Source organism: Litorilituus sediminis, assembly GCF_004295665.1.
GTDB lineage: Bacteria > Pseudomonadota > Gammaproteobacteria > Enterobacterales > Alteromonadaceae > Colwellia > Colwellia sediminis.
In genome coordinates, this window is the sequence record NZ_CP034759.1 from 138294 (window position 1) to 156769 (window position 18476).

General features: G+C 38.2%; 17 protein-coding genes and 2 pseudogenes. 9 read left to right on the forward strand and 10 right to left on the reverse strand.

The features are described from left to right. The first annotated feature begins 20 nt into the window (after positions 1-20). Positions 21-515 carry a YgjV family protein gene (locus EMK97_RS00590; RefSeq protein WP_130598459.1) on the forward strand — a complete coding sequence of 165 codons (495 nt, stop codon included), beginning with the start codon at positions 21-23 and terminating at the stop codon, positions 513-515. 365 nt (positions 516-880) lie between these two features. Beyond that, the gene (locus EMK97_RS00595) at positions 881-1522 is read left to right on the forward strand and encodes a hypothetical protein (RefSeq protein WP_130598461.1); all 642 of its coding nucleotides are present in this window, start codon (positions 881-883) and stop codon (positions 1520-1522) included. 321 nt (positions 1523-1843) lie between these two features. Here EMK97_RS00595 and EMK97_RS00600 read toward each other — a convergent pair whose 3' ends face one another. Continuing rightward, positions 1844-2620: a TSUP family transporter gene (locus EMK97_RS00600; RefSeq protein ID WP_130598463.1), complete on the reverse strand. Its 777-nt coding sequence runs from the start codon at positions 2618-2620 to the stop codon at positions 1844-1846. Positions 2621-2703: 83 nt separating this feature from the next. Next, complete coding sequence (locus EMK97_RS00605) at positions 2704-4050, reverse strand: S41 family peptidase (protein WP_130598465.1); 1347 nt, start codon at positions 4048-4050, stop codon at positions 2704-2706. Positions 4051-4157: 107 nt separating this feature from the next. Here EMK97_RS00605 and EMK97_RS00610 point away from each other — a divergent pair, with 107 nt between their 5' ends. Further along, complete coding sequence (locus tag EMK97_RS00610; RefSeq protein WP_130598467.1) at positions 4158-5069, forward strand: LysR substrate-binding domain-containing protein; 912 nt, start codon at positions 4158-4160, stop codon at positions 5067-5069. A 105-nt stretch (positions 5070-5174) separates the two neighbouring features. Here EMK97_RS00610 and ribA read toward each other — a convergent pair. Both ribA and EMK97_RS19150 read right to left on the reverse strand, forming a co-directional pair. After that, positions 5175-5812 (reverse strand): annotated as a pseudogene (ribA, locus tag EMK97_RS19145) (GTP cyclohydrolase II). A gap of 36 nt (positions 5813-5848) precedes the next feature. Then, positions 5849-6292, reverse strand: a pseudogene (locus EMK97_RS19150) (NADAR family protein); the annotation flags it as partial. A gap of 179 nt (positions 6293-6471) precedes the next feature. Between EMK97_RS19150 and EMK97_RS00620 the strand changes: the two are divergent. Further along, the gene (locus EMK97_RS00620; protein WP_130598469.1) at positions 6472-7038 is read left to right on the forward strand and encodes a hypothetical protein; all 567 of its coding nucleotides are present in this window, start codon (positions 6472-6474) and stop codon (positions 7036-7038) included. Positions 7039-7134: 96 nt separating this feature from the next. On the opposite strand, the gene EMK97_RS00625 is transcribed toward EMK97_RS00620, so the two are convergent. From EMK97_RS00625 to EMK97_RS00635, 3 genes are all read right to left on the reverse strand, one after another. After that, a complete protein-coding gene (locus EMK97_RS00625) occupies positions 7135-8322 on the reverse strand; it encodes a murein transglycosylase domain-containing protein (RefSeq protein WP_130598471.1) in 1188 nt (395 codons plus the stop codon). A 41-nt stretch (positions 8323-8363) separates the two neighbouring features. After that, the gene (locus EMK97_RS00630) at positions 8364-9647 is read right to left on the reverse strand and encodes a hypothetical protein (protein WP_130598473.1); all 1284 of its coding nucleotides are present in this window, start codon (positions 9645-9647) and stop codon (positions 8364-8366) included. A 105-nt stretch (positions 9648-9752) separates the two neighbouring features. Next, the gene (locus EMK97_RS00635) at positions 9753-10328 is read right to left on the reverse strand and encodes a uracil-DNA glycosylase family protein (RefSeq protein ID WP_130598475.1); all 576 of its coding nucleotides are present in this window, start codon (positions 10326-10328) and stop codon (positions 9753-9755) included. A gap of 80 nt (positions 10329-10408) precedes the next feature. Here EMK97_RS00635 and EMK97_RS00640 point away from each other — a divergent pair, with 80 nt between their 5' ends. The 4 genes from EMK97_RS00640 to EMK97_RS00655 all read left to right on the forward strand — a co-directional run bounded on the left by EMK97_RS00640 (position 10409) and on the right by EMK97_RS00655 (position 16051). After that, positions 10409-10618 (forward strand): hypothetical protein, encoded by a 210-nt coding sequence (locus EMK97_RS00640; RefSeq protein ID WP_130598477.1) that lies wholly within the window; start codon positions 10409-10411, stop codon positions 10616-10618. Positions 10619-11013: 395 nt separating this feature from the next. Beyond that, positions 11014-11448 carry a CBS domain-containing protein gene (locus tag EMK97_RS00645; RefSeq protein WP_130604329.1) on the forward strand — a complete coding sequence of 145 codons (435 nt, stop codon included), beginning with the start codon at positions 11014-11016 and terminating at the stop codon, positions 11446-11448. 135 nt (positions 11449-11583) lie between these two features. After that, the gene (gene hrpA / locus EMK97_RS00650) at positions 11584-15669 is read left to right on the forward strand and encodes an ATP-dependent RNA helicase HrpA (RefSeq protein WP_130598479.1); all 4086 of its coding nucleotides are present in this window, start codon (positions 11584-11586) and stop codon (positions 15667-15669) included. An 82-nt stretch (positions 15670-15751) separates the two neighbouring features. Then, a complete protein-coding gene (locus EMK97_RS00655) occupies positions 15752-16051 on the forward strand; it encodes a PilZ domain-containing protein (protein WP_130598481.1) in 300 nt (99 codons plus the stop codon). A gap of 39 nt (positions 16052-16090) precedes the next feature. Here the strand turns inward: EMK97_RS00655 and EMK97_RS00660 are convergent, their stop codons facing one another. Next, positions 16091-17281 (reverse strand): class I SAM-dependent methyltransferase, encoded by a 1191-nt coding sequence (locus EMK97_RS00660; RefSeq protein ID WP_130598483.1) that lies wholly within the window; start codon positions 17279-17281, stop codon positions 16091-16093. Positions 17282-17414: 133 nt separating this feature from the next. Between EMK97_RS00660 and EMK97_RS00665 the strand changes: the two genes are divergently transcribed. After that, positions 17415-17684, forward strand: coding sequence for an acylphosphatase (locus tag EMK97_RS00665; RefSeq protein ID WP_130598485.1), 270 nt, complete (start codon positions 17415-17417; stop codon positions 17682-17684). Between the two features lie 19 nt (positions 17685-17703). On the opposite strand, the gene EMK97_RS00670 is transcribed toward EMK97_RS00665, so the two are convergent. Together EMK97_RS00670 and EMK97_RS00675 are read right to left on the reverse strand one after the other, a co-directional pair. Further along, on the reverse strand, positions 17704-17916 hold the full coding sequence (locus EMK97_RS00670; protein WP_130598487.1) for a DUF1653 domain-containing protein: 213 nt from the start codon (positions 17914-17916) through the stop codon (positions 17704-17706). A gap of 22 nt (positions 17917-17938) precedes the next feature. Beyond that, positions 17939-18370, reverse strand: a complete 432-nt coding sequence (locus tag EMK97_RS00675) for a hypothetical protein (RefSeq protein WP_130598489.1) — start codon at positions 18368-18370, stop codon at positions 17939-17941. Positions 18371-18476 lie beyond the last annotated feature (106 nt).

Consider the following 18476-nt stretch of genomic DNA (forward strand, 5'->3'; position numbering starts at 1 on the left):
CTGATTTTAAGGAGTTCACTATGTTTCTTTTGTCACAGATCTTGATGGTTATTGCCATCAGTTTAGATATAGTTTCGTTTCAATTAGCGAAACGCTGGCAAGTGCTATTGGCTTTAAGTGCCTCTACGGCATTAACCTCAATTCACTTTTACCTTCTTGATGTTTACAATGCGGCGCTGTTAATGGCAATAGCCAGCCTACGCTATGCCGTTTTTATTAAGTATCAGAATAAGTGTTTACTGATCTTGTTTTTATTATTGATCATTATTCCACCTTTAAATCAGTTAGCTGAGTATTATGAGCTATATGCTATTGTTGGTAGCGCTTTACTTACGCTCGGAGCATTTTTTACTGAGCAGAAGCGTTTACGCATTGTTATGATGTTTGGTACCTTAAGTTGGCTTATCCATAATATTTATGTCGGCTCGCCAATGGCGATCGCGTTAGAAAGTGGATTTTTGCTCAGCAATATCATTGGTTTTTATCGATTACACAAAGTCGCGGCCATAAGTTAATGGTTTAGTCAGTTAATGCTTTTGCACTAAAGCGCAACGCCAAGAAGGTGATTTAGCTAGCGTGCCTACGTTGATTTTGTTTTTTTTGTATATTTTTATACTTGTGATTTTTTTATTACTGGGTTTATTTGGTATTATTTTTGTTTTTTATTCGATTAATATTATCATATTAATATTTAAGAGGTTTTATTTAACTTTTATGACAAGTTTGCTAATTACCCTTAAAAAAACTAATGCGAATTTGTCAAAATAACTCAGATGATATCTTGTTTAAAAATGTTTTGTATTTTGTATACTTTGCTTGTTCGTAACTAGCGAACAAATTTAGGATTCAATTTTTATTTTTAATAAAAGGTATTATGGAAATGTCAAATAAACTCGCCTCTGTACTCGTATTCGCGCTAACGTCTTTTGCAAGTCAGCAAAGCTTTGCCGAACAATGTTATGTAGAAACTTCAACAGGTGGTGGCCCTTCAGGTCCTGCAACTTGTATTGATATTAGCGTTGACAACATTGATGGAACTAGTGTGTCGCTAAGCGCTACTGCGGTGCGTTATGGTGATGATATTAGTAATTATATTATTTGGTCTTCAGATATAGATGGTAATATAGGCTATGGCACATCTACTGTTGCAGAATTAACTCCGGGTACTCACAAAGTAACAGCGGTTGCTCAGGTTCCACACTTGCGCCCTTATATTGATGAAGAGACTATTGTTATCGCATCACCAGAAGATACTAGTTGTAGTAATATTGCGCCATCAACAGCTGAAACGTTTGATGAGTACTATGGTATTGAATTCACCAATAATCGTGAGAGCGATATTAAGGTGTACTGGTTAAAGTATGAGAATGCCGAGCGTATTTACTATTATACTTTAGCTCAAGGCGAGCGTGTAACTCAAACAGGTTACCCTGGCAATAAGTGGCTGGTAACTGATGCCAATGATAACTGCTTATCAGTGCATACTAACGGTTATCAAGCGGATTATGTGACTATCAATTAAAAGCGTTGATTGTTTAATAAATCAGTAAAGGTTTATTCGCCTTAGTAGAGAGTCTTACTTGATGACGGTTGTGGTTTATTTATACCTGTTCATCATAAGGCTCTCTAGCAGGGACTTTATTTCGCTATGCTGTTAAAAGATAAGCCTGCTTTAATTTTGCTAAGATTAAGGTGAAAAATAAGATAGAAATCAAGGTACAATTCAAGGTATATATCAAGGTACAAGTCAAGACAATAATCCCGACATAAACTGCGCACAGTAATCTGTTTTCGTGGCTATTAACTTTGCAAGCTAATGCAGAATGCACAACTTAAACGGCTATTAAAAAGCAAGCCAATTCATCTCATACGAATACTTAATCAACATAGCAAAACACATAACCACAATCAGCACTCTTAATAACTTAGGGTTGATATTAAAAAGACAATGACAACCTAGCCAAGCGCCAATGGCTTGTCCTAACATCATGGCAAGGCCAATAAGCCAAGCAATTTTGCCGGCGAGTAAAAATACAATTAACGAGGCGGCGTTGGTGGCAAAATTTAATGTTTTGGCAACTGCGGTCGCATTAATAATATCTCCGCCTTTTAAACTGACTCCAGCTAAAGTAAAAAATGAGCCGGTGCCTGGGCCGAAAAAACCATCATAAAAGCCAATGGCAGGTACGGCGATTTTCTTGTAGTAACGTTTAGATTTATCTGACTTTTCAATATCTTGTGAAGGGGGAGGTGATAGTAAAAAATACACGCCAATAAAAGAAATCACCACAGGAATAATATAACTTAGCATGGCAGAATCAATGAACTGAACGGCGAGTGAGCCAAGGCCTGCTGTTAGAAAGGCAATTAGCATTAAGCTTCGTACCTTGCGCCATTTTACTCGCTTTGAGCGCAGCATAATATAGGTTGCGGTGGCTGTGCCCATACTGCCTTGTAGTTTGTTGGTGCCTAACGCGGTTAATGGCCCAACACCACTTAATATTAATGCTGGAATGGTGATGAGTCCGCCACCGCCAGCTAAAGTATCGAGCAAGCCAGCTAAGATCGCGATGGCAAATAATATGGCTATTAATTCAAAGGTAATGACTGGGATTTCCATTCGTTTACTCTAGTTAATCGTTGAAAAAGAGCATCAAGTAGTTTTATTGCTTGATACTCATAGGCTCATTAATGATTGCGCTTTTACTCAGCGAGTAGCTTGTCAATGAGTTGTTCAGGTTGTAGTGGATCATAACTGATGATTTTATCTAATGTAATCAGTGCTAAGTTATCTGTGCCACTAGGTCTGGCTAACCAAAAGCGTGGTATAACGCTTGTTAAGTTTGAGTTAGTTAATGTTATGCGCTGAATGCCACCGCTTTGTCCGCTTTTCCCGCCAGTTTTATCGCCAATTAGCGTGCCAAATCCATGGTCTTGCATGGTATTGGTAAATAATATTGAGGAAGAATAAGTATATGGGCTTACTAATACGGATACCTTACCTGTAAATCTTAGTGGGTTGTCGGTATCTACTTGCTCTATGGTAGTAATTTCACCTTCAACTACATCACCTTCTTTTTGATCTTTACCAACTCTACCAGCAATGACTTTAACCTTATAATTTGAGCCTGACTTCCATGGCTTATTGGCAATATACTTAACAATACCTTGTTTCCAGAAGTGATCATCACCACCGCCGTTTCTTCTAATATTTATGATTAAATGAGTTAACTTGTTTTCTTTAATTTGCTTGAACGTAGATTCGAAAAAATCAAACACTCTCGCTTCATCTTCTAGCCATAAAAAGGTATTAACGGTCAGCAGGCCGGTATTTTCATTAATTTGTGAAAACTGAAAGTTTGCTTCAAAACTGCTGTCTTTAGCTGCTATTTCACTTGCAGCTTCTATTGAAATGTTTGCGATATTAATATCACCTTTAGTGATGTCTAAGCTAAATTGCTTTTGTTCGCCAAACATCATCCAGTAATAGGCTGCAAATCGTGTTTCTAGAATCACTTTTCTATGTTCATGACTATCGCCATGAGTTCTTTCTATTAAGGGAGTCAACACCTCATCTATAGATAAACCATTTATCTTAGTAATACGGCAACCTGCAAGCTTTGTAGCAGAGCCATTTAACTTGCTTTTAATAATGAGTTTTTCATTATCGAATTTTACCGTAAAAGGGAATAATGTGCCGCCATTGTTAAGGTAGCTCTTAATTAAGCTGTTTCGAGCTGTTGGTGTAATTGATGCGTGACCATCTGACATTAGGCTATTAAATGTCATCATCTTAAGCCAAAACTCCCGTACCGAAATAGACTTAGTGATGCTTTTTTTAAAGTCATTCACCTGTTGATAGAAGCCGTTGATATCTTTAACGGTATAAGATAAGTCAGGGTGGGTTTTATCAATGAAAGTTAACCATTGCTCAATATCTTGTTTAGCTTGGCTAGGTTGAAGCATTGCCTGATAGTGTTCCAGAGTTGTTGCTTTTACACTTAGCGTTAACAGGAAAATAGCCAGTAAGGTGATTATTCTTTTAAACATACATATCCTATAAATGATGAGTTATTAATTTCGATGAATGGATTGTACGTAAGCTTTGTGTAGATTAATATTAACTAAAACTTATTCTTTAATTAGGTTTTAACTTAATGATAAACAGTGATGACTTGCGATTTTTTCGAACGGTCGCCTCTAATACTTCTCTTGCGGCAACGGCTAGAGCACTGAATGTAACGCCACCTTCCATTACACAAAGGCTGCAAATCTTAGAAAACAAACTGAAGTTAAAGTTAGTTGATAGGCACAAACGCAGTATTAGTTTGACGGAAGAGGGAGTATTCCTAGCTGAGCGTGCAGCGCTAATTCTGGCCGAAATGGATGATATGCATGAGGCGATATACAGTCAGCGCAATGAAGTTGCAGGTTGTTTGAAAGTTTTAGCGCCACTAGGTTTTGGCCGAAAATATATCGCGCCGTTAATTACTGAGTTTCAACAGCAGCATCAGAACTTATCGGTTGAATTGCAATTATCAGATAACCCGGATTGGTCAGAGAAAAATTCGTGGGATATTATTATTAACATTGGCGAGCTTAGAGACTCGACATTAAAACTATCTACGTTAGCTACGAATAAACGCTTTTTGTGTGCATCGCCTCAATACATTGACAAATATGGTATGCCTGAAAATCCTGCGCAATTACGACAACATCACTGTATCGCCTTAAAGGAAAATAATGAGGATGTGACTATGTGGAAAATGCAGCATCGAAATACTGGCAGTACTGAATCAATCCGTATTATTCCGCAATTATCTTGTAATGATGGTAATGTGATAAAGCAATGGGCGATGGATGGTTATGGGATAATTTCAAGATCTGAGTGGGATGTTGCCAAAGAAATTAACCAGGGACATTTAGTTAGGCTTTTAAGTGATTATGAATTACCGCAAGCAGATATTGTCGCCTTACTTAATACCGACCAACGTGCTAGAGCTGAAAGAACGGCAAGATTCTTAACACGATTAAAAGAAGTTATTGGTGCTAAGCCTTGGTATGAGTAATACCTTGATATGAGCAATGATTAGGCTAGTCGCAAAAATTATCTCGCTAGTTGTACTAGCTCAAGTCTGAGCTAGTACAACTGAGTTTTAGTAAGTACAGAGCCTTTAGATATTCTCAATTGTTAAGGTATGTCCCATTTTATTTTTCTTGGTAGTTAAATATTTTTTGTTAATACTGTTATGACCATCATTTAACGGTACTTGCTCATTTATTGTTATGCCTATCTCATCGAGCGCCTGCAGCTTTAATGGATTATTGGTCATTAAGTTAACCTGTTTGATATTGAAAAACTCAAAGATACCTTTGCAGAAAAAGTAGCTACGTTGATCGGAGTTAAAGCCTAAAAGTACGTTGGCTTCTACCGTATCTGCTCCTTTATCTTGTAGGTTATATGCTTTAATTTTATTAAGTAAACCTATACCTCGTCCTTCTTGGCGCAAGTAAATAAGCATACCTGAGCCATGCTCAGCTATTTTTTCATCGCAAATTGTAACTGAGGACCACAATCGCATCGCAAGCTGGAAAATGCGTCACCTGTTAGGCACTCTGAGTGAATACGTAACAGTACAGGTTCATTTTCTTGCCATTTACCAAAGGTTAAGGCGACATGCTCTTTGCCAGTTTCTGGCTCATAAAAGCCATGCATTTGAAATTGACCGAACTGAGTTGGTAATTTGGTGGATTCAGAAAATCTGAGTAGAGAGAAGCGAGCCGTTTGTTTTAACTCTTCTCGCACTTGCATCAGAATTTTTCCTAAACAATTTTGGCCATGGCCGTCACCACCATCTCCCCAATAGTCATCTTTATGAGAATGCTCTTTAATGATGCGCTCTTCAGTTGCCACTAAATAATAAGCCAATTTAACATGCTGGTTAAACTTAGCTCTGACAATATCAAGCATGCACTGGTAGCGTATGTTTAGCCAGTCTTCACGCACATGCTCGGCATATTTCCTGCTTAGATCGAAAGTTTCTTTTGGGGTTTTTGCTTGCCTAATTTTATCAACGATTGCTTTATCTTTAAACTTACTGGCTTGATAACAGTGCTCACTCGTTTGCCATTGTTGTTGGTTAAATGTAATAGGGTAGGCGGCAAAATTGGATAGGTATCCGTCGGCGTCAAAGGGCTCATAAAACCAAAGATCTTTACTCATGTTTGCTTCCTTGTCTTGTACCATTCTCTTTAAGTGTAGAAGCTTTGCGATAAAGTGCATAACTATCATTAACTTCGCAGAGTACTTTTAGCCTAGGCATTATGCGTACAGTGTAAACAAGTACCATTTTGACTTAGGCGAGAATAATTACTTTGGTTGTTAGGGCGACATTAAGGTAAAACTAAGCTAGGCTAAAGAGCGAAAATTAATCATATCAATAATAAGAAATCGTGATTTAAGGGATTAAAATGAAAAAAGTAATTGTATTGTTCTCTCTCATATTGAGCTTTTCAGTAATGGCAGCGGAGCCGCTGAGCAAACCCTTACTGCAGCGTTTTGGTGACGCTGTACAACAAATAAATATTCAGGTAGAAGGTAAGCCCGAGTTGGAGGCGCAGCTAGATAACACTATGATGTTAGATAAAGCTGAATCAATGAAGGCGCTGAAGTCGTTAAGTATTTATCCTCAAATTCAGGACGTGGTTGAAGCAAATGGCTTTGATAGTGTTGATGATTTTGTCGATTTAAGCTATCGAATTATGGGGGGCTTATATGCTTATCAATCAACTCAAGTACTTAACGGTATGTCAATGAAGGATTATATGGCGCAAATGCAAGGGCAGCTAGAGCAAATGCAAAATAATGGTATGCCAGAGCAAATGATGTCAGAACTGAAGGCTAATTTGGCTGAGCAAGTAAAAATGAGCTCTTTTATGGAAAAACTGGTAGCGAACACTTCTGAACAAGATAAAAAATTTATACAAGAGAATATTACTTGGGTGATGACTTTGATGGAACAGAGTGACGGCTTTTAAATCGTTTCTTTTGAATAACAGCTTTTGAATAGATAGTTTTTTAAATAATAATTTCTAAAGCAATTATTGTCCTATTTATTTTGTTGTGATGATAATTTATTGCTGATAGCGCTTTTCAGCCTTGCTAACTTTGCTTAGGTAACGTCTTGTTTCTGCTCTTGGGTGGCGCTTAGTTAAGGTATTGAATACTTGCATCGAAGTGAGCTTATTGATTTTCTTTGCAGCAATACCTCTATTGCTATCAAAGGTTTTAAATACATTACCAGCACCACCATTGTAGGCTGAAATCATCGCGTAGTGCTTACTTTGGGCGCGGTTAATTGTTTTCAGGTATTGCTGTTCTAATATGTGTAAATAAGCGGTGCCTATCTCTATATTTTGCTCTGCTTTAAATAATGTTTGTTTACTGGGCACACCGGGCTTTTTTAAAATGCGTTGATAGACATCTTTACCGGCAGTTTGCGGCATAATTTGCATTAAACCATAGGCATTAGATGAGCTAACGGCAAAAGGATTAAAGCTACTTTCAGTTTCAATGACGGCAAAAATTAACTCTGGTTTGATTTGATAGCGATTAGCAGAAGCGAGTACATAGTTAGCGTATTTGTTTTTCCGTAGTTGTTGATGCTTGTTCACCATAGCTATTTCAACATAGCGAATTGTTTTACCATTGGCCCTTTTTTGTTTTAGTTGTTTGGTAATGAGATATTGAGCAAAGCGATTGGCACGCCATTGGTATTCAATCGCTTTATTGTCTTGATCGACAACTTGCCCTAATAAATAAGGCTTACCTTGTAGGGTGGGAGACTTATCTGAAAAAATATCAGTATTGGCTGGGTTTTCTGAGGTAAGCAAGGTGGTCACAATTGCTTTTTGCAGTTTTTCTATTGGCTCTTTCGTTGCTATGGTTTCAACAATAATATGACCTTGTTCAAAATCGACTAAGGCTTTTGATTGGTATTTATTGGTGTATTTTACGTATTTCTTTTTGCTAGGTAATTGTGAGTTATCTTTGCCCCATATTGATTCAATGATGTTTTTTAGCTCTTTGAAACGCTTATTTAGTTGATTAATGTCATGTATGACGCTTTCAGGCGACTGTTGGTATTGGCGGGACTTATTTTTTGCGTATTGCTTTATTGCTTTTTCAGGATCATTACTGGTGATAGCTTTACTTAACTGCTTTTGATCATAGCTGGTACAGCTTTGCAAGGCAGTCAAGGTGAGTAGCAGGCAAGTTACTTTGCAGAACATGGTAAATAATTTAGTGAGCTTTGCTGCCATTGCTACTACAACCTTTGTTGAAAAGTTACATGTGATACGGATTAAAATGATGGAATATGCTTTGATAGCGTTAACGCTTTTTCTTTGTTTAAAGCAACTGAGGTAATCATGGGCTTATTTTGCATATTAACAAGAGGTAAGTTACTTTTATTTTCACTAAAAAATTTTTTATCTCGTATTTGAAATCGCTTCATAACTGCAGGTAATAGCTCAGTTTCTGAAAACCATAACAATGCAGCAACAGGTAAAGAAACTAAGGCACCAGCACCAAAAAAGCCTAACCCTAGTACGCGTTTGCTTTTAGCGCCTAAGCCCATATCTTCTTTTTGACCAAAATGTTTTGACAGCGCAACTGAGTATTCTTTTGCAGCTTGCTTTAATGCCTCTTTACTTGTTTGCCCTGCGCTATATAAAGACATTGATTGTTTATAGGTTGTTTGTAAATCAGCAATGTCACTAAAAGGGTCGACAACTTGTTTCCATAGCTCAGGTTTATCTAATGGTAAGTTTTTGGGAATATCCAGTACAGGCATTTCAGCTAAACATTCTTGTTGGGTTGCATTTATTTCCATAAAGTCATCAAATGCTTGGCTATATCGCGTTTCAACAATAATGTTTGCCTTCTCTAAAGCACTAAAGTTACTTAAACAAATGCCAAAATTGTAGTGGTAGCCTTCGCACGCTAAGCCAATAAGCTCATTAATTTTTTCTTTATCATGTTTAGAATTTGCAAGCTCAGAGATAACAGCGTTTTCCCAGCGGGTTCTGGTGGCTTCTTTATCGTGCATATTTTGCTGTTGGTAGTTGTCAAAAACACGCAATAATTCATCATGGCTGGTATGCAGTAAGCCCAATTGCTGTGGTGACTTTTGATATAAACGCATCATAATGGTATCAAAGCCATGACTGATATGCTTTTTAGGCCATGCGATAAAATTATCAATATGTTGTAATTTGGGCTGCCATTTCTTTAACATGGCGCTGAGTGCTTGCCATTCACTGTTATTTCCTAGGTTAGCAAAACTGGTGACGCCTTGTTTCGCCATATTACTCGGCATAGAAACCAAGTCATTATTGCGCGATAAGATACGCACAAAATTTGCTTCTATAAGTGCTTTTAATGGTGAACATTCTGGCTTGAGTAAGGCAAGTCTCGCGGCAGGTAAATTGAGCAAATAACCATCATTAATGAGTACTCTTTCGCCCAATAATGCTTTACGTATAAGCATGTTATTGAAATTTTCTAAATTCATTTCAATCTGCCAAGGGTAACGTTGTACTAAATCATCAGCAGTCCCTAGATAGGTATAGTTAGCAGTTGTCATCAGATCCTCAAGCAGCGAGTGCAATTATGGCGAAGTGGTTAATTTGGTTGAGATATTTTAGTAAATTACCTTGTTAATCTAAGCTATGCAAGTATTGCTTTTCTGTTATTTAATAATGCCTTGCACGCGCATTTGTAACTGAGGAATGACTTCATTTTCAAACCAAGGATTTCGTTTTAGCCAGATATTATTACGCGGGCTAGGGTGAGGTAGTACTATCATATTTTTTGTTAATAATGTTTGCCAACGCTGTGTTAAATCCGTGATGCTGTCATCGCTTTGTAGGTGAAATTTACTGGCATATTTGCCGATGATTATGGTCAGTTCAACTTGCGTTAACTTTGCGAGTAAACTGCGGTGCCAGGTATCGGCACACTGGGTTAATGGGGCTAAATCGCCGGACTTTCCTTTACCTGGGTAGCAAAAGCCCATAGGCACAATAGCAAAGAGGTTTTTATCATAAAATTGGTTTTTATTTACACCAAGCCAGTGCCTTAATCTATCACCACTTTTATCATCAAAAGGAATACCTTTATGGTGTGTAGCAATACCGGGCGCTTGACCTGCTATCAGTATTTTACTGTGCTCACTTATTTGCAGTATTGGCTTTGGCGGCAGTGGCAATTTATCTTGGCATAATTGACACTGCATTATCTGATTGAGCAATTTGTCCATAGATATTTTGCGCGTATACTTACTAGTAAAGGTATAATGACATAAGCTTAGTAGGCGATAAAGCCTTGAACAAGCTAGGAGGAACTATGGTTTCATCCGTTACTAACACCAGTAGTGCAAATGCTGTAGCACAAGTTGTTCAGCAACAAAATCAACAGATTGAAGCGCAAAAACAGCAACAGGCGCAAGAAGCGGCTAGACAAGAGCAACGTCGAGTTGAGGAAGTGGAAAGACAACAGGCTTCTCAAGCAAATCAAAATGAGCGCTTAGGAAGTAATGTTGATGTTTCCATTTAGTTGCTGGATTTACTCGCTGGATATAATATCAAGCTAAAACCACGGAAGAAAATGCGTTTAGCACTGAACTTATTATGGAATGCCAGAGCAAATTCTCCTGGATAACCATTATCAATACTTTGCCTATAAGCCTTTTAACTCTCGCTGAATGCTCAAATAGTGAATGCAATTGGCATAAGAAGGTAACTAAGGTGATATCGGGTATTTTCGTCTCGTTTCGCCACTATTCGCTACTATAGATTCAGCAAAACTATCAATTCATTTAAGATAATGAACCTCTGTAAATTAACTTGCAATTAAATCATTGAAAAATTGGTTTTTTACTTAGGCTTTATCTACGCTTATTAGTAACGATAGACAAAGGCAAAAAGGTTGATAATCGCGAGGGAATTATGATGGAGTCATTAAAAGTACAAGAATATATGAACCACTACCCAGTTACGTTTACTGTAGATATGGCGCTAGAAGAGGCATCTTTACGTTTTCTAAAAACCAAACAAATTGGTGGTCCAGTGATTGATAATAACTTTAAACTCTTAGGGTTTTTATCTGAAAGTGATGTGTTAGCTAAAATGATTGATACCATTTACTACAATGAACATATTGCCCATGTTGCCGATATTATGCGCAAGGACGTACTGTCGGTAAAACCTTACGATAGTATATTAGAGCTCGCGCAAAACATGCTAAAAGATAAGCCTAAAGTTTATCCTGTCATTGATGATGACGGTAACTTACTAGGAACCATCTGCCGCAACGAAGTGTTGCAAGCGTTTGACCGTCATAGACGTGCACATTTAGCTAAAAACTTAGCTCACGCTGCTCGGTAATAATTCTAGCCTTGCAGCATAGTTACATTGCGCTGTTTAGGCTATTCTCAGAAGAAAAGATTGCAAGGTTAGCTACTGGCTTTCCTTGCTTTTAGTGTTTAAAATGCCTCTTTTTTATTTCGTTTAGAGCGCGCTTTGTCTGATTTCTCCTCTGCTGATACTGATAAACAATCAGTACCTGATCTACAATCTTTATTTGACCTATTACCACAAGTTAAACAGTGTGATGTTTTTCGCTTGAAAAAACGCTTAATTAACATTAAAAGAATGACAAACGCGAAGGGCAAAGAGCATTCGATAAAAAAGCTCGAGCAGCAGAGCAAACAAGTATTTCAAGCCATTTGTCAATCAATCAGTGAAAAGCAATATAAAATAGATAACAGCCCTCAAATTACCTATCCTGAAGGCTTGCCAATTTCCGAAAGTGCCGAGCAGATTGCTAAGGCAATTTCTGAAAACCAAGTAGTTATTATTGCCGGTGAAACTGGCTCAGGTAAAACCACACAAATACCTAAAATTTGTTTAGCGCTAGGGCGTGGTGTGGATGGACTTATTGGTCATACCCAACCAAGACGAATTGCTGCTAGAACGGTTGCTAATCGCATTGCTGAAGAGCTCAATTCAAAGCTGGGTGAACAGGTCGGTTATAAGGTTCGTTTTAAAGATCAAGTCAGTGAAAAAAGTTATATTAAACTGATGACTGATGGTATTTTGCTGGCGGAAATGCAAAAAGACAGACTGCTTCGTCAGTACGATACCATTATTATCGATGAAGCGCATGAGCGCAGTTTAAATATTGACTTTATTCTCGGCTACCTAAAACAAATTTTAGTTAAAAGACCTGATTTAAAAGTTATTATCACCTCTGCAACCATTGACCCACAACGATTCGCTAATCACTTTGCTGATAGTTCAGGAAAGCCAGCACCAGTTATTGAAGTATCAGGTCGAACTTACCCAGTAGAGATGCGTTATCGACCGTTAAATGAAAGCTCAGATGACGATGATGGCTCTCCTGAGAGCGTTGATGTTATCTCGGGTATTTTAAATGCTGTGGATGAACTGTCGCTAGAAAGCCATGGCGATATTCTTATTTTCCTTAATGGTGAGCGGGAAATTCGTGATACCGCTGCAGCATTAATCAAAGCTAACTTAAAGCATACACAAATTTTACCCTTATACGCTAGGTTAACCATTGCTGAGCAAAATAGAATTTTTAAGCCACATAGCGGGCGAAATATTGTCTTGGCAACTAACGTTGCTGAAACCAGTTTAACTGTACCAGGTATTAAGTATGTTATTGACCCGGGTACGGCGAGAATTTCGCGCTATAGCTATCGAACTAAAGTTCAGCGATTACCTATTGAGCCTGTATCACAAGCTAGTGCCAACCAAAGAGCAGGGCGCTGTGGACGTGTTTCTGAAGGTATTTGTATTCGTTTATACAGTGAAGATGACTACAATAATCGCGATGAATTTACCGATCCAGAAATATTACGTACTAATTTAGCTACCGTTATTTTACAAATGCTGGCGCTAGATTTAGGCGATATAAGCCAGTTCCCTTTTGTAGAAGCGCCAGATAATCGCAATATCAATGATGGTATGCGCTTATTGGAAGAGCTTGCTGCAATTGAATCAAGCCAGAAAAAACAAGGGAACAAAAACGCTAAGAAAAATGCCGAAAACATTACCCAGCTAACCAAAGCAGGGCGTTTATTATCAAAATTCCCTATTGACCCTCGTTTAGCGAAAATGGTACTAACGGCCATTGATTTTGGTTGTCTTGAACAAGTACTTATTATTGTTAGTGCCTTAAGTATTCAAGACCCACGAGAAAGGCCACACGAGAAGCAACAAGCCAGTGATGAAAAGCATAACCGCTTTAAAAATAAGCAATCTGACTTTGTTAGCTTACTTAACTTATGGCATTACTTGAGTGAACAGCAACGCGCTTTATCGCAAAATCAATTTAGAAAGTTATGCCAAAAAGAATATTTGTCATACATTCGCATTCGCGAGTGGCAAGACATTTTTAGTCAGTTAAAACTCACCTTAAAAGAACAAAAAATTGCCTTAACACGAATTGATTATCAGTTTGAGCTTAAGCAAGAGAACAATAAAGCACTTGAGCAAGAGCAAGCGAATGCCTTAGTGCCCGTGCATCAAGCGTTATTATCAGGCTTGCTAAGTCATATTGGCCAACTGGATGAAGACAGGGAATTTAAGGGCGCACGCGGTAGCAAGTTTTATGTATTTCCAGGCTCTGGCCTTGCGAAAAAGCCACCTAAATGGCTGATGTCGGCTGAGCTTGTCGAAACCAGCCGTTTATTTGCTCGTATGAATGCTAAGATTGAACCACAGTGGTTAGAAGGGCTGGCTGAGCATTTAGTTAAACGACATTACAGCGAACCGCATTGGGAGAAGAAACAAGGCGCAGTGATGGCGCTAGAGCAAGTGACCCTTTACGGTTTGAGTATTGTTAGTAAAAGAAAAGTTAACTTTAATCAAATTGAGCCAGAGACTTGTCGGCAATTATTTATTCGCGAAGCCCTAGTTAATGGTGATTGCTTTATAAAAGAGGCGTTTTTAAAGCACAATCAACAATTGGTCGCGAGCATTGAAGCATTAGAGCAAAAAGCGCGTCGTAAAGATTTTCTTATTGATGAACAGCAGCTTGTTGATTTTTATGATGAAAAACTACCTGAGCAAGTGATTTGTCAACGCAGCTTTTTGTCATGGTGGAAAAAGGCCAAGCAACAAGAGGCAAATCTGCTCAATTTCACTAAGGCATTTTTACTTAATGAAAGCTCTCAAACCTTAAATAAGCAAGAGTACCCAGATACTTGGCAGCAACAGCAGTTAACTTTACCACTTAGTTATCATTTTAGTCCTGGCGATATTGATGATGGTATATCAGTCATTATTCCGATTGCTTTGCTTAATCAAGTGCAAGTAGAGGGCTTTGATTGGCTTATTCCGGCATTGCGCTTTGATTTAGCGGTTGCCTTGATAAAAGCATTGCCTAAAACATTAAGACGAAATTTTGTACCAGCGCCAAACTACGCTGAGGCTTGTTTAGCTAATATGAGCCAAGAGCAGGGCAGCTTTTATCAAGCCTTAGCCAAACAGTTATTACGTATGACAGGCGTTAGATTGCCTGAAGATGTTTGGCAAGAGGTTGATTTACCTGCGCATTTAACCATGAATTTTCAGGTGGTAAATGAAAAAGGTAAGCTACTAAAACAGGCAAGAGATTTAAACCAGTTAAAAGCCGAGCTGCAAGGTAAGGTGAAAGCCTCTATTAAAAAGGTTGCAGAAAAAGGCATTGAGCAGTCAGGGTTAACGCAATGGAGTTTTGATAATTTACCGACAGGTTATGAGAAAAAAGTCGCTAATATAACCATTAAAGCATTTCCTGCGCTGGTTGATCATAAAAACAGTGTCGCTATTGAATTGTTTGAACAAGAAGAGCATGCTCAACAGGCCATGTTAAAAGGTGTTAGCCGTTTAATTTTATTAAATATTCCTTCGCCGATTAAATACCTTCAGCAAAAGCTACCGAACAAGGCGAAATTGGGCTTGTATTTTAACCCCTTTGGTTCAATTAATGATTTATTGCAAGACTGTATTCAAGGGGCTTGTAATCATTTGGTGCAAGTCTTTATTAATCAACACCAAGCACAAGGGCTTGATGGTTTACCTCGAAGCCAAGCACAATTTGAAAAGTGTGCTGATTATGTGCGGGCTGAAATAGCAGATACGGTACTGTCGGCGGCAATCAAAGTAGAAAAAGCGCTTAGCTTACGTCATGACATAGGCAAAAAACTTAAGGGCAGTGTGCCGCTTAATGTTATTCAATCACATGGCGATATTAAGCAGCAGTGTGAGCAGTTGATTTTTAAAGGCTTTGTTGAAGCAAGTGGTATTGAACGTCTTGATGATGTCATTCGTTATTTACAAGGTATTTTAAGGCGATTGGAAAAGTTACCTATTGACCCGAATCAGGATAGATTAAAGATGATAGAGGTTGATAAAGTTGTACAAGCGTACCAAAGCATATTGGCAAAACAACGTAAAGATAAGCCAATAAGTGATGATTTATTGCAAACGCAATGGCAAATAGAGGAGTTAAGAATTTCTTTATTTGCTCAGAACTTAGGTACATCAGTACCTATATCTGTTAAACGGATCATGAACCATTTAAAGGCATTTGCGTAACTTGACCTTAAAGCTTGTGTTGACACTAATAGCTTAGCTCAGTATAAATGTCTTGGTCAGTATTAGATACATGGGAGCAGTAATGGCGAGTTATGATGATAAGCGAAACTTTTATCGAATGATGTTAAACACGGAGGTCGTGGTAACTATTATTGATGATGAAGTGAATACTCAAGTGACGGCAACGTGCCGAGATTTGAGTGCAACAGGGATGGCGCTTGAGATGGAACATCCGTTAGATATTGCCACCTGTGTACGAGTCAAGGTTGATTCTGCCAGCAATCAAGTTCAAGCACTCGATGCAAGTGGTCGAGTGGTCCGTGTTGAAGAAGAGAGTAAAGATTGTTATCTCATCGGCATTACCATTGAAGAGATAGATTAATTAATAAAGGCGGTTTACTTAGTAAACCGCCTTTTTACATTATTCCACCTGGCAAACTAAGCCTTTAAGGTAGTAGCCTTCTGGGTAGTTTGAGGCGATAGGGTGATCTGCTGCTTGTTGTAAGCGCTCAACAAAATAGACATTACGCTTGGCGTCAAGGGCAGCATCGGCAACCACTTTTTGGAATAAGCTAGCGTCCATTAATCCAGAGCATGAAAAGGTTAATAAGGTGCCGCCTGGTTTCAGTAATTGCATAGCAAGCATGTTTATATCTTTATAACCTCGACAAGCACCGGTTAGTTGCGCTTTAGACTCAACAAATTTAGGTGGGTCGAGAATTATCATGTCAAAGCTTTGTTTTTCTTCACGGTAACGACGTAGCAATTTAAAAACATCTTCTTTTATAAATTCGACTTGTTTGTCGGATAAATTATTTAATGCTAAGTTACGCTTACCCATATCTAATGCCGCTTGTGATACATCGACATTAATGACTTTTTCAGCATCATTAGCAGCACAGTGCAATGAGAAGGTGCTGGTATAAGAGAAGCAATTGAGTACTGTTTTCCCTTTACCATATTTACCTGCAACAACGCGTGAATCGCGCTGATCTAAATAAAAGCCCGTTTTATGACCATTAGCAACATCAACGTGAATTTTAATACCGTGTTCTTCAATAACGCATTCAGTAGAGTCTAGCGGCTCAGTTAACCAACCTGTTGTCGGCTCAAGACCTTCTTTTTTTCTGACATCAACATCAGAGCGCTCATAAATATGACAGCCTGGGTAGAGCTCCTTTAAGCAGTCTACTAAAGTAAATCGGTGAAAGTCTGCACCAGCACTTAATAGCTGACAAACAATAAAGTTATCGTATTTATCTATGGTAATGCCGGGCAGACCATCAGATTCGCCGGCAATTAATCGATAGCCTGTTAGCTTTCCTTGTGCAATAAACCAGTCTCTTCTCGCTTGCGCATTGGATAATTTTTGTAAGAAGAAATCTCTATCAATTTGCTGATGTTCATCAAAACTCCATACTCTTACACGAATCTGTGAGTCTGGAGAATAGGCGCCTTTTGCTAACCATTTTCCTTTACTATCAAAGATATCTACGGTTTCCCCAAGCATAGGTTTACCTTTGATCTTATTGACAGCTTTTGAGAAAACCCAAGGGTGTCGGCGTAATAAAGATTTCTCTCTTCCAACATTTAAATAAATTCTTGATGACATAGGTCTATACTTACTTTTAAGTGGCAGGCTAATGTTCTGCCTAATGAGGTGATTTGCGCCGATTTTAGTCAATGCTAGGCATTGGTGCAAACGAAAATAACAAGATTGGACAGACAAGATAAGAGATGAACATATGAATGTAAGCTATATTGCTCATATATCAGGACGAGTACAAGGTGTTTATTTTCGCGCTTCTAGCCAACAACAAGCAATTGATTATGGCTTAAGCGGTTACGCAAGGAACTTGGCTGATGGTGATGTTGAGGTATTATTATGTGGCGAAGAAAAAAACATTGAACGTATGCTCGAGTGGCTTGCTCATGGGCCAGAGCAAGCCGAAGTTACCTCAATTCAACATAAAAAAATACCTTGGCAAGATCATCCTTTTTTCTCGATAGGTTAGTTGGCTGATAGGCAAATAATTATTGGTTAGCAATCAAGGTAAAACGTTTTATTGTTTTACCTTCGCGCTCAATAGTTTCGTCAAACATTGCTAGGGGTCTAACCCAAATGTCATCAGGGGTTTCTTGTGGGTGGTACACAACAAGGTATTCTTCAGTTTCGCTATGGCGTGCAATATGTAGAACCTTGTAATAACTACCTTTAAAGTGTTGATAAATGCCTGCTTGTATCATTTTTCTCTCTTCTATTTAACGCTTAAAAAGGGTCTTTTAAAATTTTATCTATGTACCATTTACCGTCGCGCTGCAGTATTGATAATCTTTTTACGTCTTTAAGCCTTTCGTCTTGATAATAACCATCAAAATATATGGTAATAATTGCACTGCCTTTAAATTGTTCTCTAAGCTTAACGCCACTGTCATCTGGCTTAATTTCGACTTTATCATAGGACATGTTAAATAGGTGGCGTGCTACGGCTTGTGGGGTCTGATAATGCAGGAGTAACCTAGCAAGTTTAGGGTTGCACACTAGGGCTGCTTTTTTGACGTCTTTTTCGTTATACAGGGCATTGAAAAATGCTACAGCAACATGTTCTGGGTTATCTACTTTGGTGATTTTATTTTTATCTGATTCACAACCAGTCAAAATAAATACGGTAATTAGTATTAAATATCTTAAGTAGGACATGGCAACTCATTTGATTTTTAAACATAAATGATAGCAGTCATCATAACGTATATTGTTTTCTATCGGCTAGTACATTTTGTGCGGAAATAAAAAAAGACACGCAAGC